24 protein-coding genes are annotated in these 23,845 nt (G+C 62.3%); 20 read left to right on the forward strand and 4 right to left on the reverse strand.

The genetic code is table 11. The annotated features are described in order from the left end of the window. Positions 1–21 precede the first annotated feature (21 nt). The 3 genes from ROS217_RS16085 to ROS217_RS16095 are packed head-to-tail and all read left to right on the forward strand — an operon-like array spanning position 22 to position 1,719. Entirely contained in the window at positions 22–567 is a 546-nt protein-coding gene (locus tag ROS217_RS16085; protein WP_040651614.1) for a carboxymuconolactone decarboxylase family protein, read from the forward strand. Between the two features lie 55 nt (positions 568–622). Continuing rightward, complete coding sequence (locus ROS217_RS16090) at positions 623–1,096, forward strand: nuclear transport factor 2 family protein (RefSeq protein ID WP_009818849.1); 474 nt, start codon at positions 623–625, stop codon at positions 1,094–1,096. Between the two features lie 14 nt (positions 1,097–1,110). Next, on the forward strand, positions 1,111–1,719 hold the full coding sequence (locus ROS217_RS16095; protein ID WP_009818850.1) for a pyridoxamine 5'-phosphate oxidase family protein: 609 nt from the start codon (positions 1,111–1,113) through the stop codon (positions 1,717–1,719). Positions 1,720–1,726: 7 nt separating this feature from the next. On the opposite strand, the gene ROS217_RS16100 is transcribed toward ROS217_RS16095, so the two are convergent. Continuing rightward, positions 1,727–2,683 carry a phosphotransferase gene (locus ROS217_RS16100; protein WP_009818851.1) on the reverse strand — a complete coding sequence of 319 codons (957 nt, stop codon included), beginning with the start codon at positions 2,681–2,683 and terminating at the stop codon, positions 1,727–1,729. 102 nt (positions 2,684–2,785) lie between these two features. On the opposite strand from ROS217_RS16100, the gene ROS217_RS16105 reads away from it, so the two are divergent. Genes ROS217_RS16105 through ROS217_RS16120 form a run of 4 tightly spaced genes read left to right on the forward strand, consistent with a single transcriptional unit; the run spans position 2,786 to position 6,978 of the window. Continuing rightward, the gene (locus ROS217_RS16105; protein WP_009818852.1) at positions 2,786–3,028 is read left to right on the forward strand and encodes an exodeoxyribonuclease VII small subunit; all 243 of its coding nucleotides are present in this window, start codon (positions 2,786–2,788) and stop codon (positions 3,026–3,028) included. A 5-nt stretch (positions 3,029–3,033) separates the two neighbouring features. Beyond that, complete coding sequence (locus tag ROS217_RS16110; protein WP_009818853.1) at positions 3,034–3,897, forward strand: polyprenyl synthetase family protein; 864 nt, start codon at positions 3,034–3,036, stop codon at positions 3,895–3,897. Between the two features lie 32 nt (positions 3,898–3,929). Then, complete coding sequence (dxs, locus tag ROS217_RS16115) at positions 3,930–5,858, forward strand: 1-deoxy-D-xylulose-5-phosphate synthase (RefSeq protein WP_040651615.1); 1,929 nt, start codon at positions 3,930–3,932, stop codon at positions 5,856–5,858. A 31-nt stretch (positions 5,859–5,889) separates the two neighbouring features. Beyond that, positions 5,890–6,978, forward strand: a complete 1,089-nt coding sequence (locus ROS217_RS16120) for a PQQ-dependent sugar dehydrogenase (protein ID WP_009818855.1) — start codon at positions 5,890–5,892, stop codon at positions 6,976–6,978. Positions 6,979–7,014: 36 nt separating this feature from the next. On the opposite strand, the gene ROS217_RS16125 is transcribed toward ROS217_RS16120, so the two are convergent. Beyond that, entirely contained in the window at positions 7,015–8,016 is a 1,002-nt protein-coding gene (locus tag ROS217_RS16125; RefSeq protein WP_009818856.1) for a GlxA family transcriptional regulator, read from the reverse strand. A gap of 172 nt (positions 8,017–8,188) precedes the next feature. Between ROS217_RS16125 and ROS217_RS16130 the strand changes: the two genes are divergently transcribed. Then, the gene (locus ROS217_RS16130; RefSeq protein WP_009818857.1) at positions 8,189–9,559 is read left to right on the forward strand and encodes a class II 3-deoxy-7-phosphoheptulonate synthase; all 1,371 of its coding nucleotides are present in this window, start codon (positions 8,189–8,191) and stop codon (positions 9,557–9,559) included. 58 nt (positions 9,560–9,617) lie between these two features. Here ROS217_RS16130 and ROS217_RS16135 read toward each other — a convergent pair whose 3' ends face one another. Beyond that, a complete protein-coding gene (locus ROS217_RS16135) occupies positions 9,618–10,268 on the reverse strand; it encodes a PAS domain-containing protein (RefSeq protein ID WP_009818858.1) in 651 nt (216 codons plus the stop codon). A 237-nt stretch (positions 10,269–10,505) separates the two neighbouring features. Between ROS217_RS16135 and ROS217_RS16140 the strand changes: the two genes are divergently transcribed. The 10 genes from ROS217_RS16140 to phoB all read left to right on the forward strand — a co-directional run bounded on the left by ROS217_RS16140 (position 10,506) and on the right by phoB (position 19,996). Beyond that, the gene (locus ROS217_RS16140) at positions 10,506–11,396 is read left to right on the forward strand and encodes a YicC/YloC family endoribonuclease (RefSeq protein WP_009818859.1); all 891 of its coding nucleotides are present in this window, start codon (positions 10,506–10,508) and stop codon (positions 11,394–11,396) included. Between the two features lie 60 nt (positions 11,397–11,456). Further along, entirely contained in the window at positions 11,457–12,098 is a 642-nt protein-coding gene (gene gmk / locus ROS217_RS16145) for a guanylate kinase (RefSeq protein ID WP_009818860.1), read from the forward strand. Then, the gene (locus tag ROS217_RS16150) at positions 12,095–12,616 is read left to right on the forward strand and encodes a gamma carbonic anhydrase family protein (RefSeq protein WP_009818861.1); all 522 of its coding nucleotides are present in this window, start codon (positions 12,095–12,097) and stop codon (positions 12,614–12,616) included. The genes gmk and ROS217_RS16150 overlap by 4 nt, the downstream gene beginning before the upstream one ends. A 6-nt stretch (positions 12,617–12,622) precedes the next feature. Beyond that, on the forward strand, positions 12,623–13,669 hold the full coding sequence (locus ROS217_RS16155; RefSeq protein WP_009818862.1) for an ATP-binding protein: 1,047 nt from the start codon (positions 12,623–12,625) through the stop codon (positions 13,667–13,669). A 163-nt stretch (positions 13,670–13,832) separates the two neighbouring features. Beyond that, on the forward strand, positions 13,833–14,870 hold the full coding sequence (locus tag ROS217_RS16160; RefSeq protein WP_009818863.1) for a substrate-binding domain-containing protein: 1,038 nt from the start codon (positions 13,833–13,835) through the stop codon (positions 14,868–14,870). Between the two features lie 59 nt (positions 14,871–14,929). Next, positions 14,930–16,390, forward strand: a complete 1,461-nt coding sequence (gene pstC / locus ROS217_RS16165; protein WP_009818864.1) for a phosphate ABC transporter permease subunit PstC — start codon at positions 14,930–14,932, stop codon at positions 16,388–16,390. Beyond that, positions 16,387–17,736, forward strand: coding sequence for a phosphate ABC transporter permease PstA (gene pstA / locus ROS217_RS16170; RefSeq protein ID WP_009818865.1), 1,350 nt, complete (start codon positions 16,387–16,389; stop codon positions 17,734–17,736). Before pstC ends, pstA begins: the two co-directional genes overlap by 4 nt. A gap of 16 nt (positions 17,737–17,752) precedes the next feature. Further along, positions 17,753–18,553: a phosphate ABC transporter ATP-binding protein PstB gene (pstB, locus tag ROS217_RS16175; RefSeq protein WP_009818866.1), complete on the forward strand. Its 801-nt coding sequence runs from the start codon at positions 17,753–17,755 to the stop codon at positions 18,551–18,553. A gap of 10 nt (positions 18,554–18,563) precedes the next feature. Further along, positions 18,564–19,292, forward strand: coding sequence for a phosphate signaling complex protein PhoU (gene phoU / locus ROS217_RS16180; RefSeq protein ID WP_009818867.1), 729 nt, complete (start codon positions 18,564–18,566; stop codon positions 19,290–19,292). Positions 19,293–19,306: 14 nt separating this feature from the next. After that, the gene (gene phoB, locus ROS217_RS16185; protein ID WP_009818868.1) at positions 19,307–19,996 is read left to right on the forward strand and encodes a phosphate regulon transcriptional regulator PhoB; all 690 of its coding nucleotides are present in this window, start codon (positions 19,307–19,309) and stop codon (positions 19,994–19,996) included. 283 nt (positions 19,997–20,279) lie between these two features. Here the strand turns inward: phoB and ROS217_RS16190 are convergent, their stop codons facing one another. After that, positions 20,280–21,191: a LysR substrate-binding domain-containing protein gene (locus ROS217_RS16190; protein ID WP_009818869.1), complete on the reverse strand. Its 912-nt coding sequence runs from the start codon at positions 21,189–21,191 to the stop codon at positions 20,280–20,282. Between the two features lie 104 nt (positions 21,192–21,295). Here ROS217_RS16190 and ROS217_RS16195 point away from each other — a divergent pair, with 104 nt between their 5' ends. Further along, positions 21,296–22,519 carry an acyl-CoA dehydrogenase gene (locus tag ROS217_RS16195; RefSeq protein WP_009818870.1) on the forward strand — a complete coding sequence of 408 codons (1,224 nt, stop codon included), beginning with the start codon at positions 21,296–21,298 and terminating at the stop codon, positions 22,517–22,519. A gap of 3 nt (positions 22,520–22,522) precedes the next feature. Further along, entirely contained in the window at positions 22,523–23,782 is a 1,260-nt protein-coding gene (locus tag ROS217_RS16200) for an NAD(P)/FAD-dependent oxidoreductase (RefSeq protein WP_009818871.1), read from the forward strand. Positions 23,783–23,845: the final 63 nt, after the last annotated feature.

The raw sequence follows: 23,845 nt of genomic DNA on the forward strand, positions 1-23,845 counted from the left end.
CAGACAAAAGGACGCCGCAATATGGCCCGTGTATCCGTCATCGACCCGCAAACCGCCACCGGAGACGCCAAGGCGCTGCTAGACGCGGTGCACTCCGCGCTTGGCATGGTGCCCAATTTCATCCGGGTTCTCGCCAATTCCCCCGCGGCGCTTCAGGCCTTTCTCGGTCTGCATGGCATAGCCGGGGCAGGGGTGCTCGATCCCTTGACCCGCGAACGCATCGCTCTTGCGGTGGCCGAGCAGAACGGCTGTCAGTATTGCGTCTCCGCCCATACCGCGATTGGCCGCAAGGCAGGGCTGGATGCGGATGAGATGCTGGCCAACCGCGCAGGCCGCTCGGCGGATGCCAAGGCCGAGGCAGCGCTCACCTTCGCCCGCGCGCTCGTCGAACATTCCGGACAAGTCAGCCAAAGCGAATTCGCCGCCCTGCGCGCAGCGGAGCATTCCGACGCCGAGATCATCGAGATCATCACCCATGTCGCGATGAACATCTTTACCAACCTCTTGGGCAAGGCCACGCAGGTCGAGATTGACTTTCCAACGGTTGCCTTGCGCACTGCCGCCTGAAACAATCTTGTGGCGCGGCCCTCCGCCGCGTCACATCCCCCGATCGGAGAGCCCTATGACCCAAGACACCCGTCCGCCCCTTCCGCCCTTCACCCATGCCACCGCCACCCAAAAGGTCCGCATGGCCGAGGATGGCTGGAACAGCCGCGATCCCGAACGTGTTGCGCTGGCCTACACACCCGACAGCCGCTGGCGCAACCGCGCCGAATTCCCCGCGGGCCGGGACGAGATCAAGGTCTTTCTGACACGCAAGTGGACCCGCGAACTCGACTATCGCCTGATCAAGGAGCTTTGGGCCTTTGCCGACACGCGCATCGCCGTGCGCTTTGCCTATGAATGGCGCGACGATGCCGGCAACTGGTTTCGCAGCCATGGCAATGAGAATTGGGACTTCGACGAGGCAGGCCTCATGCGCCTGCGCTTTGCCAGCATCAATGATCAACCAATCCAAGAGAGCGCCCGCAAATTCCACTGGCCACAGGGACCACGCCCCGCCGATCACCCTGGCCTGTCCGATCTAGGCCTTTGACCCCAGAGGATGCCATGCCCCATCATTTCGCCGATATCGCCTTCACCCCATCGGTCATAAAACTGCAAGAGTTGCAAGGCAGCCGCACATCCTACGCGCGAATGCAGCATCAGCCCGATGCGGTGAACCAGCACCTGACCGAACACGAGGCCGGTTTCATCGCGGCGCGTGACTCATTCTACATGGCCACGGTCACCGAAACCGGCTGGCCCTATATCCAGCATCGCGGCGGCCCGCTTGGCTTTATGCGCGTGCTGGACAGCCGCACGCTGGGTTTTGCCGATTTTCGCGGCAATCGCCAATATATCAGCCTCGGCAACCTGAGCACGGACGATCGCGTGTCGATGTTCTTCATGGACTACCCTAACCGCACCCGGCTGAAACTCTTTGGCCGCGCCCGCGTCATCGACCCCGAGGATCAGGCAACACTTGCACAACTGGAAATGCCCGATTACCGCGCCCGGATCGAGCGGGGGTTTCTGATCACGGTCGAAGGCTTCGACTGGAACTGCCCGCAACATATCACCCCACGCCACAGCGCCGCTGAGGTGCAGGCGCTCACCACACCTCTTCTCGCCCGCATTGCTGACCTTGAAGAGGCCTTGATCACACGCCCCGCCTGACGGCCGCTTACCGCGCCGCCAGATCCTCGAGCAAGAGGGCATACATCTCTTCCGCGCGCCGGATTCGGCTGGATTTGAGCGTGCGGTTCTCTACCCGAATGAGGGCCTCCACGCCGATAAAGAACGGCAGCCACAGCCACCGCTCGATTTCGGTCAAGGCGAACACGTCGGCAAAGACCTCAAGACCCTCCGCATCCACCCCCAGATAGCGCCGCCCGGACGGGATCATGCCGCGTCGCCCCATATGCACCAGAAACCGTGCAATATCCTTGCAGACGGGCATCCGCCCCGAGCCACCAGTGTCAATCCCCGTCAGCCGGTCAGATCCCAGAATAAGGTTGTTCGGGTGATAGTCGCCATGGCTGATCGCCACCCGCCAATCTGCGCCCTCCAAGGCCCGCGTCATGCTGCGCAGATGCGTCAGAATCGCCGCCTCGATCCGCCGTAGCCGCGCAAAGGGCTGTGTGCCCGCTGCGCGCTCCACTCTGGCCAACCACCCGGTCGCATTGCCCTCCTGCCAGCTTTCGCTGACCTCCGTGTATTGGCGCAGCCACTCGGCGACGGGGCGCAGATGCTGCGCGCGCGCGCCTACATCTTGCTGCCACAGATGTTCCAGCAAGGGGTCGCCTTCGACCCGTTCGATCACCATCAACCCCGCATCGGGCAGGTGCAGGATCGGCTCTGCCACGCAATACCGCCCGGTCTGCATATGCGGCCAGATGCGTTGCAATTCGGCCCATTCCTTGGCCAACGCTTCGGAATATTTCGGCTCCACCAGCCGCGCCACCACCGCGCGCCCGTCCAAGCGCCCAGCAAGCACCGCGCGCTTCTCCGGCACGATCCGCAGCACCTCGGAAATATCGAGCCCCGCCACCTCGGGATGCGCCGTCACAAGGGCCCGCAGGCGCGCATCCACGCGGCCAAGCACATCAAGATCAGGCAGGGGGGCGGCAGGCTCTGACATGGCTCGACTGTCCCCCAGCCGCACCGGGGCGTCAACCGAATTGCACCCCTCGCCGCACAGCCCTATGATCGGTGCTGAATTCCCGCGCAGAAGGACGCAGCCATGACCGATATCCCCCCCTCCGAGATGACCTTTGAACAGGCAATGAAAGAGCTGGAGCAGGTCGTCGGGCGTCTCGAACGGGGCGATGTGGCGCTGGACGAGTCGATCACGCTCTATGAACGCGGCGCCAAACTCAAGAAACGCTGCGAGGAAAAACTGAAAGAAGCCGAGGAAAAAGTCGCCGCTATCACCCTCGACGCCGACGGCCAGCCCACCGGCACCAAGCCCGTCGACGGCCTCTGACGCAGATGCAGGCGCGACTTGCCGCCGAGGCCGAGGTCATCCAAACGCATCTGACCCGCGTTCTGGCCCCCTTTGGCACCGGTCCCGTGGCCGAGGGCATGCGCTACGCCACGCAAGGCGGCAAACGCATCCGCGGCTTTCTGTTGATGGAAAGCGCGCGGCTGCATGCGGTGCCTGAGACATCTGCGCTTTGGCCCGCCACCGCCATCGAGGCCCTCCATGCCTATTCCCTCGTCCATGACGATCTGCCCGCCATGGACAATGACGACCTGCGCCGGGGTCAGCCCACCGTGCATGTCAAATGGGACGAAGCGACCGCGATCCTCGTGGGCGACGCGCTGCAATCGCTGGCGTTTGAGCTGGTGGCGCATCCCGACTGCGGCCCGGCTGCGGTGCGCGCTGACCTCACACTGACCCTCGCCCGCGCCGCAGGCGGGCAGGGGATGGTGCTGGGTCAGGCGCTCGACATCGCCGCCGAGACCGCCACAACGCCGCTCAGCTTGGATGAGATCACCACCCTGCAGGCGGGCAAGACCGGCGCGCTCATTCTCTGGTCCGCCACAGCAGGCGCGCGCATGGCCATGGCCGACAGTGCCCCCCTCAGCACCTACGCCCGCGCGCTTGGCCTCGCCTTTCAGATTCAGGACGATGTGATCGACGTGACCGGCGATGCCGCCGCCGCAGGCAAGGCGGTGGGCAAGGATGCCGCGGCGGGCAAGGCCACCTTTGTCTCGCTGCTCGGTCTTGAGGGCGCCCGCACCCGCGCGACAAGCCTTGTTGACGAGGCTTGCGACGCGCTATCTTGCTACGGGGCGCGCGCGGGTGCCTTGCGCGACCTTGCCCGCTTCGTTATCTCGCGCCAAAGCTAGAATGTGCTGAAATTTCCCCACGGAGGGGCATGATGTCCGACCGCCCGAAAACACCTTTGCTCGATCAGACAGCCAGCCCTGCGGATCTCAAACGGCTGTCCGATCCCCAACTGGTGCAACTGGCGCATGAATTGCGTTCGGAAACCATCTCGGCCGTGTCGGAAACCGGCGGGCATCTGGGCGCGGGCCTGGGCGTGGTCGAACTCACCGTCGCCCTGCACGCGGTGTTTGACGCCCCGCGTGACAAGATCATTTGGGATGTCTCGCACCAATGCTACCCGCACAAAATCCTGACCGGGCGGCGTGACCGCATCCGCACCCTGCGGCAAAAGGACGGGCTCTCGGGCTTCACCAAACGCTCGGAATCCCCCTACGATCCCTTTGGGGCCGCCCATAGCTCGACCTCGATCAGCGCCGCTTTGGGCTTTGCCGTGGCGCGTGATCTGGGCGGTAACTGCCCCTCGGGCCTTGGCGATGCCATCGCGGTAATCGGCGACGGGGCGATGTCGGCGGGCATGGCCTTTGAGGCGATGAACAACGCAGGCCATCTCAAGAAGCGCCTGATCGTCATCCTCAACGACAATGAGATGTCCATCGCACCGCCGGTGGGCGCGCTTTCCTCCTATCTCTCACGCCTCTACGCGGGTGAGCCGTTTCAGGATTTCAAGGCCGCCGCCAAGGGGGCGATTTCTCTTCTGCCGCCCCCCTTTCAAGAGGGCGCGCGCCGCGCCAAGGACATGCTCAAGGGGTTGACGGTCGGTGGCACGCTCTTTGAAGAACTTGGCTTCAGCTATCTCGGCCCCATCGACGGCCACGACCTGCACCAACTGCTCCCCGTCCTGCGCACCGTCAAGGCCCGCGCCAATGGTCCGATCCTGATTCACGTCCTGACCAAAAAGGGCAAGGGCTACGGACCCGCCGAGCGCGCCCGCGACGGTGGCCATGCCACCGCCAAATTCGACGTGCTCACCGGAGAACAGCGCAAATCGCCCTCCAATGCGCCCAGCTACACCTCCGTCTTTGCCAAGGCGCTGCTGGCTCACGCCGGTCAGGATGACAAAATCTGCGCCGTGACCGCCGCGATGCCCGATGGCACCGGCCTCAACCTCTTTGCCGAACGCTATCCGTCGCGGCTCTTTGATGTGGGTATCGCCGAACAGCACGCCGTGACCTTCTCGGCCGGTCTGGCGGCGGGGGGGATGAAACCCTTCTGCGCGCTCTACTCGACCTTTCTGCAACGTGGTTACGATCAGGTCGTGCATGATGTGGCGATTCAGCGCCTTCCGGTGCGGTTTGCCATCGACCGTGCCGGGCTTGTGGGCGCAGACGGTGCCACCCACGCGGGCGCGTTTGACACCGCCTTTCTCGCCAATCTGCCCGGTTTCGTGGTCATGGCCGCCGCCGATGAGGCAGAGCTTGTCCATATGGTCGCCACTGCAGTGGCGCATGACGAGGGGCCGATTGCCTTCCGCTATCCGCGCGGCGAGGGGATGGGTGTAACCATGCCCGAACGTGGCGAAGCGCTGGAAATCGGCAAGGGGCGCATCATTCAGACGGGCGCGCGCGTCGCCATCCTGTCCTTCGGCACCCGGCTCGCCGAGGTGCTCAAGGCGTCTGAATCCCTGCGCGCGCGCGGGATCACGCCGACCATCGCCGACGCCCGCTTTGCCAAACCACTTGATGAGAAACTGATTCTCGATCTCGTGCAGAACCACGAGGCGCTGATCACCATAGAAGAGGGTGCAATCGGCGGATTTGCAAGCCATGTCAGTCACTTCTTGGCCGAAGCTCAGGTGTTTGATCGCGGCTTCAAGTTCCGCTCCATGGTGCTGCCTGACACGTTCATAGATCAGGCCAATGCCGAAGATATGTATGCCGTGGCGCGCCTCAACGCCTCTGATATCGAGGCGCGCGTTCTGGATGTGCTGGGCATCGCGCAGATTGCTGGCAAACGCGCCTGACCTTCATATCTCTAAGGGGAAAGGAGACATCATGTTGCGTCTTACCCCCCTGATCCTCGCGCTCACCCTCGCCCTCACCCCCGCCCACGCGTTTGAGGGCAGCGCCGGCAACCTCACCGTGACCAAGATGGTCGACCGGCTCTCGGAGCCTTGGGCAATAGGCTTTCTACCAGAGGGTGGCGTGCTGATCACCGAAAAGGGCGGTCGCCTGCTGCGTGTGCAGGACGGCCAACGCAGCGAAATCACCGGCGTGGCCCAAATAGCCACACGCGGGCAGGGGGGCTTGCTTGACATCCTCGTGCCGCGCGACTTTGCCCGGACGCGTCAGCTTTATTTCACCTATTCCAAACCCCAGCAGGGCGGCCAAGGAACCGCCATCGCCCATGCCCGCCTTGCACCGGGCGCGGATCGCCTGACCGATTGGACGGTGATTTTCGAACTGGAACCCGGCTCCTCCGGCGGTCGTCACTTCGGCTCGCGGTTGGTCGAGGGGCGCGACGGGATGCTCTACGCCACCATCGGCGACCGGGGCGATGACACTTCGGCGCAGGATCTGGCCCGCCAGAACGGGTCGGTCATTCGCATCGCCCGTGACGGTGGTATCCCTGCCGATAACCCTTTCACCCAAACGACAGGCGCAGAGCCCGAAATCTGGTCCTATGGCCACCGCAATCCGCAAGGCGCGGCGCTGGATGCCAAGGGCGACGTTTGGGTCGTGGAACACGGTGCGCGCGGCGGCGATGAGGTCAATCGCATCGCCAAGGGGGCCAATTATGGCTGGCCCGTGATCTCCTACGGGCGTCACTACTCTGGGCTAAAGATCGGGGAAGGCACGCAAAAATCCGGCATGGAACAACCCGCCCATTTCTGGGATCCCTCCATCGCGCCCTCGGGCATGATGATCTACACCGGTGACATGTTCCCCGACTGGCGTGGCGACATATTCGTAGGCTCATTGAAATTCGATATGATCTCACGCTTGGATGGCGCGCAGCTCACAGAGGTCGAGCGCCTCAAATCCAGCGATACCCGCCGCGTCCGTGACATCCGAGAGGCCCCGGATGGCTCGATCTGGTTTCTCAGCGTCAGGCAGGGCGCGGCCTACCGGCTCTCGCAATGACCTGGACCGCTTTCACTTCAAGAAAGCGGCACCCTGTCAGACCGACAGCCGCGACGAATGCGCCCCGCGCTCGCGATAGGGCGTCGTGTTGTAATGCGCCCGGTAGCATTTCGAGAAATGCGACGGCGAGGCAAAGCCACAGGCCAGCGCCACGTTGATCACCGTCATATCGGTCTGCATCAACAGATTGCGCGCCTTTTGCAGACGCAATTCCATGTAATACCGCTTGGGGCTGCGGCTCAGATACCGCCGGAACAACCGCTCGAGCTGCCGTGTCGACATGCCAACTTCGCGCGCCAGAACCGCCGGGCTGATCGGCTCCTCGATATTGCTCTCCATCATCTGGATCACTTGGCTCAGCTTGGGATGGCGCACGCCGATCCGTGTCGGCACGCTCAAACGCTGCGTGTCCTGATCTGTGCGGATCGAGCTGTAAATCTGTTGATCCGCAACCGCATTGGCCAGCTTCTCGCCGTGATCATCGGCAATGATATTCAGCATCAGATCAATCGAAGAGGTGCCGCCCGCCGTGGTCATCCGATTGCCGTCGATCACAAAGACCGACTTGGTCAGATGCACGTCCTCGAATTCCTCGATGAAACTGTCGTGGTTTTCCCAATGGATCGTGGCGCGCTTGCCATCCAGCAACCCGGCCTTTGCCAGAACATAGGCCGCCGTGCAGAGCCCGCCCATACGCAACCCTTTGCGCGCCTCGCGGCGCAGCCAGTTCAACATGCGCTTGGTCGCGGCGGCCTGCACATCGACACCCCCACAGACCAATACCACATCGTCCCGGTTCAACTCTGCCAGCGGAAAATCAAGATAAAACCGGACACCGGCAGAGCAGGTGATGACCTCTTGGGAATCGCCACTGAGCGCCCAACTGTAGAGCTCTTCTTCCGCCATACGATTGGCAATACGCAGACATTCAATCGCCGACGCAAAGCTGAGAAGGGTAAAGTTATCGAGCAGCACAAACACAAAGCGTTTCGGCGCTTTGGGTGCCTTGACCTCGATTTTTGTGGCCTCTGACGTCATACTCATCCGAATCCCCGGCGCAATGGCCCTTATCGGGTCTGTCATGAAACTGTCTGGATTGACAAGAGAGGCCCTGCTATTTTGCGGCCAATTCCTGCGCGTTTCATATGGCCTCTCGTCCCTGCCTTTGCTAAGGACAAGGCTCTGAATGCGATCAAGCGGAGTGACGACAATGACGGAATGGCAGAAAACAGGCTGGCGCGCGAAACCGCGGGTGCAGATGCCTGACTATACCGATGCCGCCGCTCTGGCCGGTGTCGAGGCCCGTCTGACACAATATCCGCCGCTGGTTTTCGCCGGTGAGGCGCGTCGCCTCAAGCGCGCTTTGGGGGCTGCCGCCCGCGGCGAGGCGTTCTTGCTTCAGGGCGGCGACTGCGCCGAGGCCTTCGATCAGTTCTCGGCCGATGCGATCCGCGACACCTTCAAGGTGATGCTGCAAATGGCGATGGTGCTGACCTATGGGGCCAAGGTGCCGGTGGTCAAGGTTGGCCGCATGGCCGGTCAATTCGCCAAGCCGCGCTCGGCACCCACTGAGGTGATTGATGGCGTGGAACTGCCCAGCTACCGGGGCGACATCATCAACGAACTGGCCTTCACGCCGGAATCGCGCATCCCCAACCCGGAAAAGATGCTGCAGGCCTACACCCAGGCGGCTGCCACGCTGAACCTGCTGCGCGCTTTTTCAACGGGTGGCTATGCCGATGTGCATCAGGTCCATGCCTGGACGCTGGGCTTCACCGAGAGCGAAAAGGCGGCGAAATACCGCGAGATGGCCAATCACATCTCCGACGCGCTCGACTTCATGAAGGCGGCGGGCATCGACAGCGACAGTGCCCATACCCTCAAGACGGTGGATTTCTACACCTCGCACGAGGGGCTTTTGCTGGAATACGAAGAGGCGCTCTGTCGGCTTGATTCCACCTCCGGCAAATGGCTGGCAGGCTCGGGGCATATGCTCTGGATCGGTGACCGCACCCGTCAACCCGACGGTGCGCATGTCGAATTCCTGCGCGGTGTGCAGAACCCGATCGGCCTCAAATGCGGCCCGACCATGACCTCCGAGGATCTCAAGCTGCTTTTGGCCACGCTGAACCCGAGCAATGAGGCCGGGCGTCTGACGCTCATCGCGCGCTTTGGTGCCGGCAAGGTCGGTGACAACCTGCCGCGCCTGATCCGCACCGTCGAGCAAGAGGGGGCCAATGTGCTCTGGGTTTGCGACCCGATGCATGGCAACACGATCAAATCGGCGACAGGCTACAAAACACGGCCCTTCGATTCCGTGCTGCGCGAGGTGCGCGAGTTCTTCGCGATCCACAAATCCGAGGCTACCATCCCCGGCGGCGTGCATTTCGAGATGACCGGTCAGGACGTGACCGAATGCACCGGCGGCATGCGTGCGCTCTCTGACGAAAACCTCTCGGCCCGCTATCACACCGCCTGCGACCCGCGCCTCAATGCCAGCCAGTCGCTGGAATTGGCCTTCCTCGTGGCCGAGGAACTCAAATCCCTGCGCCTTGAGCGCCGTCAGGCCGAGGCGGGCTGATAACCGGACTGACCGCAGCAGGGAATAACCCTGTTGCGGTTGGTCTGTTGCTCTGGTCCTACTTCACCACCCGCAGATAATCCCGCCCCCGGCTCAGGCTGCGCCCGCGTCCCTCGTCGCGCAGCCCGCCCGGCAACGCGGCAAAGGGCTTCATCTCCGCCGCGACCGTTCCAATCGGCAGCACCCGAACCGCCTCCACCTCAAACCGCCGCGAGGCGCGCCCGATCTCGCCTTGCGTCACCAGACAGCCCAGTGCGCGAGACACATCCCCCAGATCGCTGCGCAACGGCAACAGGATCATCCGCCCCGTCATCTCGGGCCGCCCCAATCCCGCTCTGGCATGCAGATCCAACTCCAACCGCGCGGGCCGCTCAAAGAGATCGACCAGCGCGAGCGCAAAGGCCTCACGCGCCGCGGGCGCAATGAAACTCGTGAGCGGCATGCCCCGCACTTCCATACCCATCAGGGCATTCAGATGCATCCCCGCGATGCGCAGCCGCGTCACACCCGGTGCGATCCGCTCGGCGATAAAGGCATTGGACAACAGCCCGCTGATCCGGCGCGGGTCGATGTCGGACCGGCGCGGCACGCTGTTGCGCTGACAAAGCCCCTCCCAATAGCTGCAAAGTGCCCGTAAATCCGCCTCTTGCCGCGCCTGCAAACCGTGTGATGCGCCCGGCACCTGCAAAATCGTCCTGTCATCCGGCATAATACACCTCACCTCCCAAAGCCTGAAACCACCCGCGCCAACGTCCCTTGTCCGGTTTAATCCGCACCTGAGGCACCGCGCGCTTGCTTCAAACTGACACAAGTTTCCGGAAATTTGTTTAAAAATCGCTGTGCTTGGTTAACCACTCACCCCCCAAGGCCACAGCCGAGACTTGCCAGCCGCCAGACCACGCACTAGGACGGGGCAAACCGGCACGATCCAAGGACGACCCAAGGCATGATCCATTCGATGACCGCTTTCGCGACGGCCAAGGGCGCGCATCTGGGCCATAGCTGGGTTTGGGAATTGCGCGGCGTCAATGGCAAGGGGTTGGACCTGCGCCTGCGCGTGCCCGACTGGATCGACGGGTTGGAGCCAGCCCTCCGGGCCAAGCTGGGTCAGGCAATGACACGCGGCAATGTGGCGCTGAGCCTGCGTGTCACCAGCGAGGATGCCAGCGGCCAGATGGCGGTGAATCCCGACCGGCTCGAGGATGTGCTGCGCGCCATGGCCCTGGTCGAAGACCGCGCCATGGCCTGCGGCCTGTCGCTCGCCCCCGGCACCGCCGCCGATATCCTGTCCCTGCGCGGCGTGCTCGAGGCCGGCGCGGGCGAGAGCGACACCAGCGCGCTTTGCGCGGCGCTTCTTGCGGATTTCGACCCGGTGCTCAACGATTTCCTCGCCATGCGCGCCTCAGAGGGCGCGGCCCTTGCGCAGGTGCTGCGTGCCCAACTGGACGAGATTTCCCGCCTGACAACGGCGGCGCGCTCCTTGCTCGAGAGCCGCAGCGCCGATGTCGCCCGCGCGCATCAGAATGCCCTGTTGCGCCTGCGTGACGCGATGCCCGACCTTGATCCCGCCCGCCTTGCTCAGGAATTGGCCCTGCTCGCGGTCAAACTGGACGTGACCGAAGAGTTGGACCGCCTGACCGCCCATATCACAGCGACGCGGAGCTTGCTCGATGCCGGCTCGCCGCTCGGACGCAAGATCGACTTTCTCACACAGGAATTCAACCGAGAGGCCAACACCCTCTGCTCCAAGGCGCAGCACACCAGCCTGACCGAGATCGGTCTCAACCTCAAGACCGTGATCGACCAGATGCGCGAACAGGTGCAGAATGTCGAATGACGCGCGCGCGGTCAGCGCAGGATTTGAGTATTTGCACCAAGAAAAAGGGCAGGGCAAAGAATGAGCAATCGCAGGGGTCTCTTGATCATTCTGTCCTCGCCCTCGGGTGCTGGCAAATCCACCCTCTCGCGGCGGCTGCGCGACTGGGATCCCACGATTGCCTTTTCGGTCTCGGCCACCACCCGCGCCCCGCGCCCCGGCGAGGTGGATGGGCAGGATTATCACTTCATGGCGCAGCCGCGCTTCAAGCAGGATGTGGCGGCCGGCGAAATGCTGGAACATGCGCATGTGTTCGGCAATTTCTACGGCAGCCCGCGTGGCCCGGTGCAGGCGGCGATTGATGGCGGGCGTGACGTGCTCTTTGACATCGACTGGCAAGGCGCGCAGCAGATCCGCAACTCGGCGCTTGGCGCACATACGCTTTCGATCTTTCTGCTGCCCCCCTCGATCCGCGAATTGCACCGCAGGCTTGAGACGCGCGGGCAGGACACGCCCGAGGTGATCGCCAAACGGATGGAGAAAAGCTGGGATGAGATCAGCCATTGGGACGGCTATGATTTCGTGCTGGTGAATGACGATCTCGACACCACCGAGGCGCGGCTCAAGACCATCATCGAGGCCACGCGCCTGCGCCGCAGCCAGCAGCCGGGCCTGACCGCCCATGTACGCGCGCTGCAAACCGAATTCGAGGAGATGCAATGACGATCTACACGCTCGACGGCCACGCGCCGCAGATTGCCGAAAACACATGGATCGCCCCCGATGCGAACGTGATCGGCAAGGTGGTGATCGAGGATCTGGCCTCGATCTGGTTCGGCTGCACCCTGCGCGGCGACAATGAGGAAATCCGCGTCGGCGCTGGCAGCAATGTGCAGGAAAACTGCGTCCTGCACACAGATATGGGCTATCCGCTCCTCATCGGGCCGGGCTGCACCATCGGGCACAAGGCGATGCTTCATGGCTGTATTCTGGAGGAAAATGTGCTGATCGGCATGGGGGCCACGGTGCTCAACGGCGCACGCATCGGGCGCAACAGCCTGATTGGCGCAGGTGCCTTGATCACCGACGGCAAGGAAATCCCCGAAGGCAGCCTCGTGATGGGCGCGCCGGGACGGGTGGTGCGCAGTCTGGACGCGGCCGCGATTGCGGCCCTGCGCGCCACGGCCTTGCATTATCAACAGAACCTGCGCCGGTATCGTACCGGCCTCACGGCGCTCTGACACGCGATGCAGGGTCTGGCCACCGTTCTTGCAGGCATCCCGCTTGCTGCCTTTCTGGTCGGGCCGCAGGATCGCATCCTTGCCGCCAATCAGGGCGCGCGCGACCTCTTGGGGCAGGGGCTCGAGGGGCGGCATCTTTTGACCGCGCTCCGCCAGCCCGATGTGCTCGAGGCGATCGAGGCGACATTGCGCGACCGTCAGCCACGCAAGATCACCTATCAAACCTCCGAGGCGGGGCGCGACAGCAGCTTTCAGGTGCATGTGGGCTATGTCGAAACACTGGATGCGCGCGGCACGCTCGTGTGTTTCGAGGATCTGACCGAACGCGAACATGCCGCGCAAATGCGCCGTGATTTCGTGGCCAATGTCAGCCATGAATTGCGCACGCCTTTGACCGCGCTCATGGGCTTCATCGAAACGCTGCAAGGGCCAGCGCGCCACGATCAGGCCGCCATCGACCGCTTTCTCGGGATCATGCAATCCGAGGCGGCGCGGATGGAACGCCTTGTGCGCGACCTTCTGTCACTCAGCCGGGTCGAGAGCGAAGAGCGCGTGCGCCCGCGCGACGAGGTGAACTTGGGGCAGGTGATCGGATCGGTTCTGCATGCGCTGCGCCCCTTGGCGCGCGACCGCGCCTGCGACATCAGTTTCGATCCACCCGAAGGCATGGTGGTGCGCGGCAATGACGACCAGTTGCAACAGGTCTTTACCAACCTGATTGAAAACGCGATCAAATATGGCGGCACGGGCAACCACATCACAATCACGCTGGAGCGTACCCCGCGCGATGCCACCCTGCGCGCCCCGGCCATCGTGGCGCGCGTCCGTGATCAGGGCCCCGGCATCGACCCACTGCATATCCCCCGCCTGACCGAGCGGTTCTACCGGGTCGACACCCACCGCTCGCGCGAGATGGGGGGCACCGGCCTTGGCCTCGCCATCGTCAAACATATCGTCAACCGCCACCGGGGACGGCTGCGAATCTCTTCCACGCCGGGTGAGGGCGCCGAGTTTTCGGTGATTCTGCCGCAATGGGACCGACAAGAACCCTAGCCAAACCCTGCGCGCGTAAAAAAACCTTCTGAAACCCGGCCTTTCCCGCGCTGTCATAAAACAGTTACATAAATGTAACAAAAGCGTTGTGGATCTCGCCTAGTGCTGACCCCGAGGTCGCCCCTGCCTGGGCGCCCCGTGAAACCGAACTCAGGAGCAACTCATGCTGTTCAAATCCACCGTTTCCGCCCTGGCCCTGACGGCCCTCGCTGCTGGCACCGCCGCAGCCCGTGACAACATCCAGATCGCTGGCTCCTCGACCGTGCTGCCCTATGCCGCCATCGTCGCCGAAGCTTTTGGCGAAAATTTTGAATTCCCTACCCCGGTCGTTGAATCCGGCGGGTCGGGCGCTGGCCGCAAGAAACTCTGCGAAGGCGTCGGCGAGAACACCATCGATATCGCCAACTCTTCCTCGCGCATCAAGCAGTCGGATATCGACCTCTGCGCCTCGAATGGCGTGACCGAGATCATGGAAGTCCGCATCGGCTATGATGGCATCGTCTTTGCGTCCGACATCAACGGCCCGTCCTACGCCTTTACCCCGGCGGATTGGCACGCGGCGCTGGCGGCTCAGGTCGTCAAGGATGGCGCTCTGGCTGACAACACCAACAAGGTCTGGTCCGACGTGCGCGCCGACCTGCCCGGCGACGAAATCCTCGCTTTCGTGCCCGGCACCAAGCACGGCACCCGCGAAGTGTTCGACGAAAAGGTGATCATCGCCGGTTGCGAAGAAAACGGCACCTATGACGCGCATCTCGCGGCCAATGGCGGCGACGAGAAAGCCGCTGAAAAGGCCTGCATGGCGCTGCGCACCGATGGCGCGTCGATCGACATCGACGGCGATTACACCGAAACGCTGGCCCGCGTTGACGCCAACAAGAACGGCATCGGCGTCTTTGGTCTCTCGTTCTACCAGAACAACACCGACAAACTTCAGGTTGCCACGATGGGCGGCATTGAGCCTTCGGTCGAGACCATCGCATCCGGCGAATACCCGGTGTCGCGTCCGCTGTTCTTCTACGTCAAGAACGCACATCTTGATGTGATCCCGGGCATGCAGGAATACATCGAGTTCTTCGTCTCCGACGAGATCGCAGGCCCCGATGGCCCGCTCGCGGCCTATGGCCTCGTGTCCGACCCCGAGCTTGCCAAGACTCAGGAAATGGTTGCCAACCGCGTCCCCATGGGCGTGCTGAACTAAACCAAGACCTCCGAGGGGTGGCGCCTCCGCGCCATCCCTCCCTTTTTGGCGGAGAGCAGATGAGTACCGGCTATATAATCCTGATCGTGCTCGGCCTTGGCGGGCTGGGCTTTTTCTTGGGGCGTGCGCGCGCCTTCGCAACCTCACACGCCACGGGCAAGAAATTGCATTCCCTGCCCAATTATTACGGTCAGGCCGTTGCCCTCTTCACTGCGGTCCCTGCGCTTCTCTTGATGCTGACGTGGCTCTTTGTGCAGCCGCTTCTGATCGAAGGTCGGATCGGACAGATGATCCCCGACAGCGTGATCCCCGACGGCGGGGCCAAGAGCCTTGTCATGGCCGATGTCCGCCGCATCGCGGAAGGGCTCGATGCGCTGATGGCGGCCAGACAAATGTCCGAGGCCGACCTTGACGCCATGCGCGCTGATTTCACCGATATCCGCAACCGCCTCGGCAATGTCGGCGTGGCGCTTGGTTCGGACGTGCCGGTGCCGGTGTTTGAGGCGGCCAAGGAACTGCGCAAGTCGCAGAATTCCGGCCATTTCCTGATGACCGTGGCGGTGCTTGGCTTGGCCCTCGCTCTGCTGGTCTGGTCATGGCTGCGCGTCCACCCCGACCAGCGCGCCCGCAACGCCTCGGAAACCTTCGTTCTGGCCCTGCTGATCGGCGCGTCGCTGGTGGCGATCCTCACAACCGTGGGCATCGTGGCCTCGCTTCTCTTCGAGACCATCAATTTCTTCAAGATGTATCCCGCCGGCGATTTCTTCTTTTCGACCGTCTGGAACCCGCAATTTCGCGGCGGCTCGGATCTGGGCATCCTGCCACTTTTGTGGGGCACGCTCTATGTCAGCTTTCTGGCCCTGCTGGTCGCTGTGCCGATTGGCCTGATGATCGCCATCTATCTCGCGGAATATGCCAGTAAAGCGCTGCGCGCCGTCGCCAAACCCGCGATCGAGGTTCTGGCTGGCATCCCGACCATCGTTTACGGTCTCTTTGCCCTGATCACCGTCGGCCCCTTCCTGCGCGACTATGTGGCCTCACCGCTTGGGCTTGGCTCCTCCTCGTCCTCGGTGCTGACAGCCGGTTTGGTGATGGGGATCATGCTCATTCCCTTTGTCTCGTCGCTCTCGGATGACATCATAAACGCGGTGCCGCAATCCATGCGGGACGGGGCTTATGGCCTCGGGGCCACCAAATCCGAAACCATCAAACAGGTGATCCTGCCTGCGGCTTTGCCGGGTGTTGTCGGGGCCATCCTTCTGGCGGCAAGCCGCGCCATCGGCGAGACGATGATCGTCGTCATGGGGGCAGGGGCCGCGGCCAAACTCGGCCTCAACCCCTTCGAGGCGATGACCACAATCACCGTCAAGATCGTGAGCCAGTTGACCGGCGACACTGAATTTGCCAGCCCCGAAACGCTGGTGGCCTTCGCCCTTGGCCTTACCCTGTTCGTCTTCACGCTTGGACTCAATGTCATCGCCCTTGTGATCGTGCGCAAATACCGGGAGCAGTACGAATGACCGATTTCACCGCCTCAGACGCCGTCCCGGCCCCGCGCAAAGGGTCCTTGCTAACCCAGGACGCCCGCACCAAGCAACGCAATGCCAAAGAGGCGCGGTTCCGCATGATGGGCCTTGTCGCGGTCACCATTGGCCTGCTGTCTCTGGTTGGCCTGCTGACCTCGATCCTCGCCAGCGGTCTGTCCTCCTTTCAACAGACCTATATCGAGCTGGAGGTCTATCTTGATCCCGCCAAACTCGACAAGACCGGCAACCGCAACCCGGAAGATATCGCCAAAGTGTCCACCTTTGGCTATGCGCCGCTGATCGACGCCGCAATGGGAGCAGCCATCGAACGTGTGGGGGCTGCGACCGACATCAACGCCAAAGCCGCAGGTGAGCTGATTTCCAAGGAGGCGCCTGCGTCCTTGCGCGACTTCGTTCTGGCGAACATCGATAGGATCGGCGAAACGGTGCAATTCGACCTTCTTGCAGCAGGCCGGATCGACGGGTTTTTCAAGGGTCGTGTGACCATGGAAACCGCAGCCCTCGACCGCAACATCTCCCCCGAGCAATTGCAACTCGCGGACCAACTCAAAGAGGCGGGCATCCTCACAACCAAGTTCAACTGGGCCTTCTTCACCGCGCCCGATGCCTCCGACACCCGCCCCGAGGCTGCCGGTCTCGGCGTGGCCATCATCGGCTCGATTTACATGATGTTGATCGTCTTGGTGCTGGCGCTGCCGCTCGGTGTAGCGGCCTCCATCTATCTCGAGGAATTCGCCCCCAAGAACCGTTGGACCGATCTCATCGAGGTGAATATCTCCAACCTCGCGGCGGTGCCCTCCATCGTCTTCGGTATCCTTGGCCTTGCGATCTTCATCAATATGGTGGGCCTGCCGCAATCAGCGCCTATCGTGGGCGGCCTCGTGCTGACCCTGATGACCCTGCCCACCATCATCATCGCCACCCGTGCGGCGCTCAAATCTGTGCCGCCCTCGATCCGCGATGCAGCCCTCGGCGTGGGTGCCTCCAAGATGCAGGCGATCTTTCATCACGTCCTGCCGCTCGCCATGCCCGGTATCCTCACCGGCGCGATCATCGGGTTGGCACAGGCGCTTGGCGAAACCGCGCCGCTGCTCCTCATCGGCATGGTGGCCTTTGTGCGCGAATACCCCGGCGGCCCGCCCGAGGGCTTCTTTGATCCTGCCGCCGCCCTGCCGGTGCAGGTCTACAACTGGACCCAACGCGGCGATCCGGCCTTTGTCGAACGCGCGTCCGGAGCCATCATCGTGCTGCTCGTCTTCCTCGTGCTGATGAACATCGCTGCCATCCTTCTGCGCAGACGGTTTGAACGCCGCTGGTAAACAAAGGTATAGACACATGTATGACGCCCCAAAACTCTCGGAGACCAGAGTGAGCAATAACGACATCAAGATCGCCGCGCGCAATGTGCAGGTCTATTATGGCGATACGCATGCCATCAAGGACGTGAACGTCGATATCGCCGACAAGACCGTGACCGCCTTCATCGGCCCCTCGGGCTGTGGCAAGTCCACCTTCCTGCGCTGCATCAACCGGATGAATGACACCATCGACATCTGCCGCGTCGAGGGGGATATCCGCATCGACGGCGAAGACATCTACGACAAAAAGGTCGATCCGGTGCAATTGCGCGCCAAGGTGGGCATGGTGTTCCAGAAACCCAATCCATTCCCCAAGTCGATCTATGACAACGTGGCTTACGGTCCACGTATCCATGGTCTTGCCCGCACCAAAGCCGATCTTGACGAGATCGTCGAAAAGTCCCTGCGCCGCGCCGCGCTCTGGACTGAGGCCAAAGACCGACTCGATCAGCCCGGCACCGGCCTCTCAGGGGGCCAGCAACAGCGCCTCTGCATCGCACGCGCCGTGGCCACCTCACCCGAAGTGCTCCTGATGGACGAACCCTGCTCGGCGCTCGATCCCATCGCCACCGCCCAGGTCGAGGAACTGATCGACGAGCTGCGCCAGGAGTTTTCCGTGGTCATCGTCACCCACTCGATGCAGCAGGCCGCCCGCGTCAGCCAGAAAACAGCCTTCTTCCACTTGGGTCATCTCGTCGAATTCGGCGACACCGGCCAGATTTTCACCAACCCCAAGGATGAGCGCACCGAGAGCTACATCACCGGGCGCATTGGCTAAGGAACTCCCCATGTCCGACCATCAGCACATCGTCTCCTCCTTCGACCGCGACCTCGAGACCATTCAGGCCCATATCATGAAGATGGGCGGCATGGTCGAACGCGCGATCTCCGATGCCGCCCGCTCGCTCGAATCCCGCGACGATGAACTTGCCGAAGAGGTGCGCGGCCGCGACAAGGCGATCGACGCGCTCGAAGAGCAGATCAACGAAGAGGCCGCCCGCGTGCTGGCCTTGCGGTCGCCCACCGCCGGCGACCTGCGGGTTGTCCTGACCGTGATCAAAATCTCCGCCAGCCTCGAGCGCATCGGCGACTATGCCAAGAACATGGCCAAGCGCACCTCGGTGCTCAGCCAGATGACCGCTGTCAACGGCTCGCCCGCTGCGCTGCGCCGCATGGCGCGCGAAGTTGAGGAAATGCTCAAGGATGTGCTCGATGCCTATATCCAGCGCGACATGGATCTTGCCAATGAGGTGATCCGGCGTGATCAGGATGTCGATCAGATGTATAATGCAATCTTTCGCGAATTCCTCACCTTCATGATGGAGGATCCGCGCAATATCACGCCCTGCATGCATTTGCATTTCATTGCCAAGAACACCGAGCGCATGGGTGATCTGGTCACGGCCATCGCAGAACAGGTGGTCTACCTCGTCTCGGGCTCCTTTCCGGAGGATCCGCGCCCCAAGGGCGACGACACGTCCATCGACCCCAATCTCGCCCCCAAGGTCAAGGCCTAGGATAGGAAAGCCCGATGTCCGCAGATCAGCCTACCGTCCTTCTCGTCGAAGACGAGCCAGCACAGCGTGAGGTGCTCGGCTATAATCTTCAGGCCGACGGTTTTCACGTCCTCACCGCCAGCAATGGCGAAGAGGCGCTCCTGATGGTGTCCGAGATGCCGCCCGACATCATTGTGCTTGACTGGATGATGCCGAATGTGTCGGGCATCGAGGTCTGCCGCCAACTCAAGACCCGCTCCGAAACACGCGGCATCCCGATCATCATGCTCTCGGCCCGCTCCGAAGAGGTGGACCGCGTACGCGGGTTGGAGACCGGAGCAGATGACTATGTGATCAAGCCTTATTCACTGGTCGAACTCATGGCCCGCGTCCGCGCCCAACTGCGCCGCACCCGCCCCGCAACCGTCGGCGAACGACTGGAATATCTCGACATCGTGCTCGATGCCGAAACCCATCGCGTGACCCGCAGCGAAAAGCCGCTGAAACTCGGCCCGACCGAATTTCGCCTGCTGTCCACCTTCATGGAAAAGCCAGGTCGCGTCTGGTCCCGCGAGCAGCTCCTTGACCGCGTTTGGGGTCGCGACATCTATGTCGACACCCGCACCGTCGATGTCCACATCGGCCGGTTGCGCAAGGCGCTCTGCCAGTATGGCGGCGAAGACCCGCTGCGCACCGTGCGCGGCGCGGGCTACGCCTTAGGCTGACGGCAGGTTAACGGGGGCTGACGGCGTCAAAGCATGTCCATGCGCACCGCCTGTGAACACTCGGTTAATCCGGCTTAATCGGAGCGCACTATTCGACTCCTCTGGCCCTCCTGTTTCCAAGTCCAAGGCACGCGCGGCACCGGGGTAGGGGGATCAGTCCAATTCCCCGGACGACTCACGCATCCTCATCCTGCGGGCTGAGGCTTTCCAAATCGTTAAAGCCGTACGGACACTCCGCACAATCGTACATCCCACCAAATCAGCCATCTCCCCACCCGGTCGCTCAGCGCGGTAACAGGTCCTCATCCTCGGCCTGTCCCGCCAGCCAATCGCGAAACTTGCGCAGCGCCGGATCGCGTCCGTTCTGAACTGGCCAAACCAAATAATAAGCTCCTGAAATCAGCGTCTTGTCACCCCAAGCTATTGCCAATCGCCCCGTCGCCAAATCCTGTTCGGCCAGATAATCCGGCAAGAGCGCGACCCCCAGACCATGCAACGCCGCCTGTGTAATGGTTGAAAATTGATCATAGATTGTGCCCGTCACCCTTGCCCCCGAAATCCCCTGAGCCTCGAACCATGTTGGCCAGGCAGAAGGCCGGGTTTCAATCTGTAAAAGCGGCAGGCGCAATAGGGACTCGGCACTCTTAATGGGTCCCTGTCGTGCTAGAAATTCGGGCGTTGCCACGGCAACAACCCGCTCCGTCCGCAGGCGCAAAGCCTCAGTGCCAAGCCAATCAGAATGCCCGAAATGTATCGCTGCATCAAAGGGTTCTGTGACAAAGTTAAATGGCTTCAACCGGGTCGACAGGTTGATTGTCACCTCCGGATGCAGCCGTGCAAAGTCTGCCAGTCGCGGCACCAGCCAACGCATCCCGAATGTGGGCAGAATCGCAAGGCTCAAACTGCCGCCCACCGGATTGACCGTCAGCTTGACCGAAGCCTGTGCAATCTGCTGCAATGCGCCGCGGATTTTATCCGCATAATCCGCCGCTTCCGGGGTCAGATGAATGCCACGGCCCTGCCGCACGATCAACCCCACACCAAGCTGATCTTCCAATGTTTTCAATTGCCTGCTGACCGCGCTTTGTGTCTGTGACAGCTCCGCCGCTGCCGCCGTGGCGCTGCCCAGACGATCGAGCGCCTCCAGCGCACGCAAGGATGATATGGACGGGAGAAAGCGGCGGGGCAGGGTCATTCTTGCGGTTTACTCATATGTCTATGTGAAATTATCGTTATTCTTCGCAACTATGCCAGTGTAACCTGCCCTCAACCTGTAAAAATACTCATAAGGAGCCCGCCATGAACGCCAAGACGCCGACGCTGCGCGCCAAGGATGCACCGGACCTTAACTCTTTCGATTGGGCCGACCCCTTCCGTCTGAATGACCAGCTCTCCGAAGAAGAGCGCATGATCGCCACAAGCGCCCGCACTTTCGCGCAAGAAGTGCTGCAACCGCGCGTCATCGCCGCCTACCGAGAAGAGCGTGTGGACCCCGAAATCTTCAAGGAAATGGGGCAGATGGGTCTTTTGGGCACCACCATCCCCGAGGAATACGGCGGGCTCGGCTCGAACTATGTCAGCTATGGCCTCGTCGCCCGCGAAATCGAGCGGGTTGATTCGGGTTACCGCTCGATGATGAGCGTGCAGTCCTCGCTCGTGATGTATCCGATCTACGCCTACGGGTCCGAAGAGCAGCGCCGCAAATATCTGCCCGGTCTGGCCAGCGGCGATCTCATCGGCTGTTTTGGCCTGACAGAACCGGACGCAGGCAGCGATCCCGCCGGTATGAAAACCCGTGCCGTGCGCACAGATAGTGGGTATCGCATCTCCGGCACCAAGATGTGGATTTCCAACAGCCCTATCGCGGATGTGTTCGTGATCTGGGCCAAGTCCGACGCACATGACGGCAAGATTCGTGGTTTCGTGCTAGAGAAGGGTATGAAGGGCCTGAGTGCCCCCAAGGTCGGCGGCAAACTCTCGCTCCGTGCCTCCGTCACCGGTGAGATCGTTATGGATAATGTCGAGGTGCCGGAATCGGCACTTCTCCCGAATGTTCAAGGACTTAAAGGCCCCTTTGGATGTTTGAACCGGGCCCGCTACGGCATCGCTTGGGGTGTCATGGGGGCTGCGGAATTCTGCTGGCACGCGTCTCGGCAATACGGCCTTGACCGCAAGCAGTTCAACCGCCCCTTGGCCCAGACCCAACTCTTTCAGCTGAAACTGGCCAATATGCAGACCGAAATCACCTTGGGCCTGCAAGCCGCCCTGCGCGTCGGCCGCCTGATGGACGAGGCCAACGCCGCCCCCGAGATGATTTCGATGATCAAGCGCAACAATTGCGGCAAGGCGCTGGACATCGCCCGCCACGCCCGCGACATGCATGGCGGCAACGGAATTTCAGAGGAATTTCAAGTTATTAGGCATATGGTCAACCTCGAGACCGTGAACACGTATGAGGGCACCCATGACGTCCACGCCCTGATCCTGGGCCGCGCCCAGACCGGGCTTCAGGCCTTCTTCTGACCGATGTCGGCCCTTGGAAATCTGTGGCGTGACAGCTCGCGTGAAACCTTCGCCGCACAGCCCCTGCGCGGCGAACGCAGCGTGGACCTTGCAATTATCGGCGCGGGATTCACCGGACTGTCGGCGGCGCTCTATGCCGCGGGGCAGGGGGCCGATGTGGCAGTCCTTGAGGCCGAAACCGTGGGCGAGGGCGGCTCTGGACGCAACGTCGGCCTTGTCAATGCTGGCCTTTGGCTCCCTCCCGATGAGGTGTGCAAGATCCTTGGAGCAGAGGCAGGCGAGCATCTCAATGCCGTGTTGGCCGAGGCGCCCTCGCTGGTGTTCGACCTGATCGCGCAGCACGACATCGCCTGCGAGCCCACGCGCAACGGAACCCTGCATCTCGCGCATGCGCCCAAGGCCATGGCTGACCTCGAATCGCGCCATGCCCAACTGGCTGCGCGGGGTGCCCCGGTGCGCCTTATTGACATGAAGACAACCGCGCAACGCACGGGAACAGATCGGTTTTATGGCGCACTCCATGATGCGCGCGCGGGCACGATTCAGCCGCTCGCCTATGCGCGCGGCCTGGCCCGCGCCGCCCAGACCGCCGGTGCCCTGATCTGCGAAGGAACCCCCGTCACTGCTGCCGAACACCGCAGCGGACAATGGATCATCACCACCCCCGGCGGCAAACTCCGCGCGCGGCATCTGCTCATCGCCACCAACGCCTATCACCGCCCCATCACCCATGTGGCTCGTCCCGATGTGCCGATCGTCCAGTATTTCCAACTGGCGACTGCCCCAATTGGCGACAATCGCGCAGGTGAAATTCTGGCCGGAGGCGAGGGGTGTTGGGACACAGGCCTCGTGATGACGTCGGTACGCCGCGATCAGGCAGGGCGCGTGATCCTCGGCGGTATGGGTGGCGATGTCGCTTTGCACGCCGACTGGGCCCGTCGCAAACTGGCACAGCTTTTCCCGCGTCTTGCAGGGGCCGACATCGCGCATGCTTGGGCCGGGCGCATCGCCATGACCCATGATCATTTGCCGCGCATTCAACGCATGGGGCAGGGCGCGCTTGCCATTTTCGGATACTCTGGCCGCGGCATCGGCCCCGGCACGGTGTTCGGTTGCGCCGCGGCTCAGGCTTTGCTGAGCGGCGATGAAACCGGGCTTCCAGTTTCCGTGGTAGACAGCCACTCAGAACACTTCGTCACACTGAAATCACTCTATTACGAGACCGGTGCACGTCTGGTGCATCTGGCTGCCGCCCGCCGCTGAGCAAAAACGCACACAGACTTGTTGATCCTGCCCCAGTTGCAGAGCGCCGTTGTTCGTTTATGT

The organism is Roseovarius sp. 217, assembly GCF_000152845.1.
In the GTDB taxonomy this organism is placed as follows: Bacteria; Pseudomonadota; Alphaproteobacteria; order Rhodobacterales; family Rhodobacteraceae; genus Roseovarius.

Excerpts from the sequence above, each read along its gene's own strand:
- ROS217_RS16085 (WP_040651614.1), top strand. The coding sequence starts at position 22 with ATGGCCCGTGTATCCGTCATCGACCCGCAAACCGCCACCGGAGACGCC.
- ROS217_RS16090 (WP_009818849.1), top strand. The coding sequence starts at position 623 with ATGACCCAAGACACCCGTCCGCCCCTTCCGCCCTTCACCCATGCCACC.
- ROS217_RS16095 (WP_009818850.1), top strand. The coding sequence starts at position 1,111 with ATGCCCCATCATTTCGCCGATATCGCCTTCACCCCATCGGTCATAAAA.
- ROS217_RS16100 (WP_009818851.1), bottom strand. The coding sequence starts at position 2,683 with ATGTCAGAGCCTGCCGCCCCCCTGCCTGATCTTGATGTGCTTGGCCGC.
- ROS217_RS16105 (WP_009818852.1), top strand. The coding sequence starts at position 2,786 with ATGACCGATATCCCCCCCTCCGAGATGACCTTTGAACAGGCAATGAAA.
- ROS217_RS16110 (WP_009818853.1), top strand. The coding sequence starts at position 3,034 with ATGCAGGCGCGACTTGCCGCCGAGGCCGAGGTCATCCAAACGCATCTG.
- dxs (WP_040651615.1), top strand. The coding sequence starts at position 3,930 with ATGTCCGACCGCCCGAAAACACCTTTGCTCGATCAGACAGCCAGCCCT.
- ROS217_RS16120 (WP_009818855.1), top strand. The coding sequence starts at position 5,890 with ATGTTGCGTCTTACCCCCCTGATCCTCGCGCTCACCCTCGCCCTCACC.
- ROS217_RS16125 (WP_009818856.1), bottom strand. The coding sequence starts at position 8,016 with ATGACGTCAGAGGCCACAAAAATCGAGGTCAAGGCACCCAAAGCGCCG.
- ROS217_RS16130 (WP_009818857.1), top strand. The coding sequence starts at position 8,189 with ATGACGGAATGGCAGAAAACAGGCTGGCGCGCGAAACCGCGGGTGCAG.
- ROS217_RS16135 (WP_009818858.1), bottom strand. The coding sequence starts at position 10,268 with ATGCCGGATGACAGGACGATTTTGCAGGTGCCGGGCGCATCACACGGT.
- ROS217_RS16140 (WP_009818859.1), top strand. The coding sequence starts at position 10,506 with ATGATCCATTCGATGACCGCTTTCGCGACGGCCAAGGGCGCGCATCTG.
- gmk (WP_009818860.1), top strand. The coding sequence starts at position 11,457 with ATGAGCAATCGCAGGGGTCTCTTGATCATTCTGTCCTCGCCCTCGGGT.
- ROS217_RS16150 (WP_009818861.1), top strand. The coding sequence starts at position 12,095 with ATGACGATCTACACGCTCGACGGCCACGCGCCGCAGATTGCCGAAAAC.
- ROS217_RS16155 (WP_009818862.1), top strand. The coding sequence starts at position 12,623 with ATGCAGGGTCTGGCCACCGTTCTTGCAGGCATCCCGCTTGCTGCCTTT.
- ROS217_RS16160 (WP_009818863.1), top strand. The coding sequence starts at position 13,833 with ATGCTGTTCAAATCCACCGTTTCCGCCCTGGCCCTGACGGCCCTCGCT.
- pstC (WP_009818864.1), top strand. The coding sequence starts at position 14,930 with ATGAGTACCGGCTATATAATCCTGATCGTGCTCGGCCTTGGCGGGCTG.
- pstA (WP_009818865.1), top strand. The coding sequence starts at position 16,387 with ATGACCGATTTCACCGCCTCAGACGCCGTCCCGGCCCCGCGCAAAGGG.
- pstB (WP_009818866.1), top strand. The coding sequence starts at position 17,753 with ATGTATGACGCCCCAAAACTCTCGGAGACCAGAGTGAGCAATAACGAC.
- phoU (WP_009818867.1), top strand. The coding sequence starts at position 18,564 with ATGTCCGACCATCAGCACATCGTCTCCTCCTTCGACCGCGACCTCGAG.
- phoB (WP_009818868.1), top strand. The coding sequence starts at position 19,307 with ATGTCCGCAGATCAGCCTACCGTCCTTCTCGTCGAAGACGAGCCAGCA.
- ROS217_RS16190 (WP_009818869.1), bottom strand. The coding sequence starts at position 21,191 with ATGACCCTGCCCCGCCGCTTTCTCCCGTCCATATCATCCTTGCGTGCG.
- ROS217_RS16195 (WP_009818870.1), top strand. The coding sequence starts at position 21,296 with ATGAACGCCAAGACGCCGACGCTGCGCGCCAAGGATGCACCGGACCTT.
- ROS217_RS16200 (WP_009818871.1), top strand. The coding sequence starts at position 22,523 with ATGTCGGCCCTTGGAAATCTGTGGCGTGACAGCTCGCGTGAAACCTTC.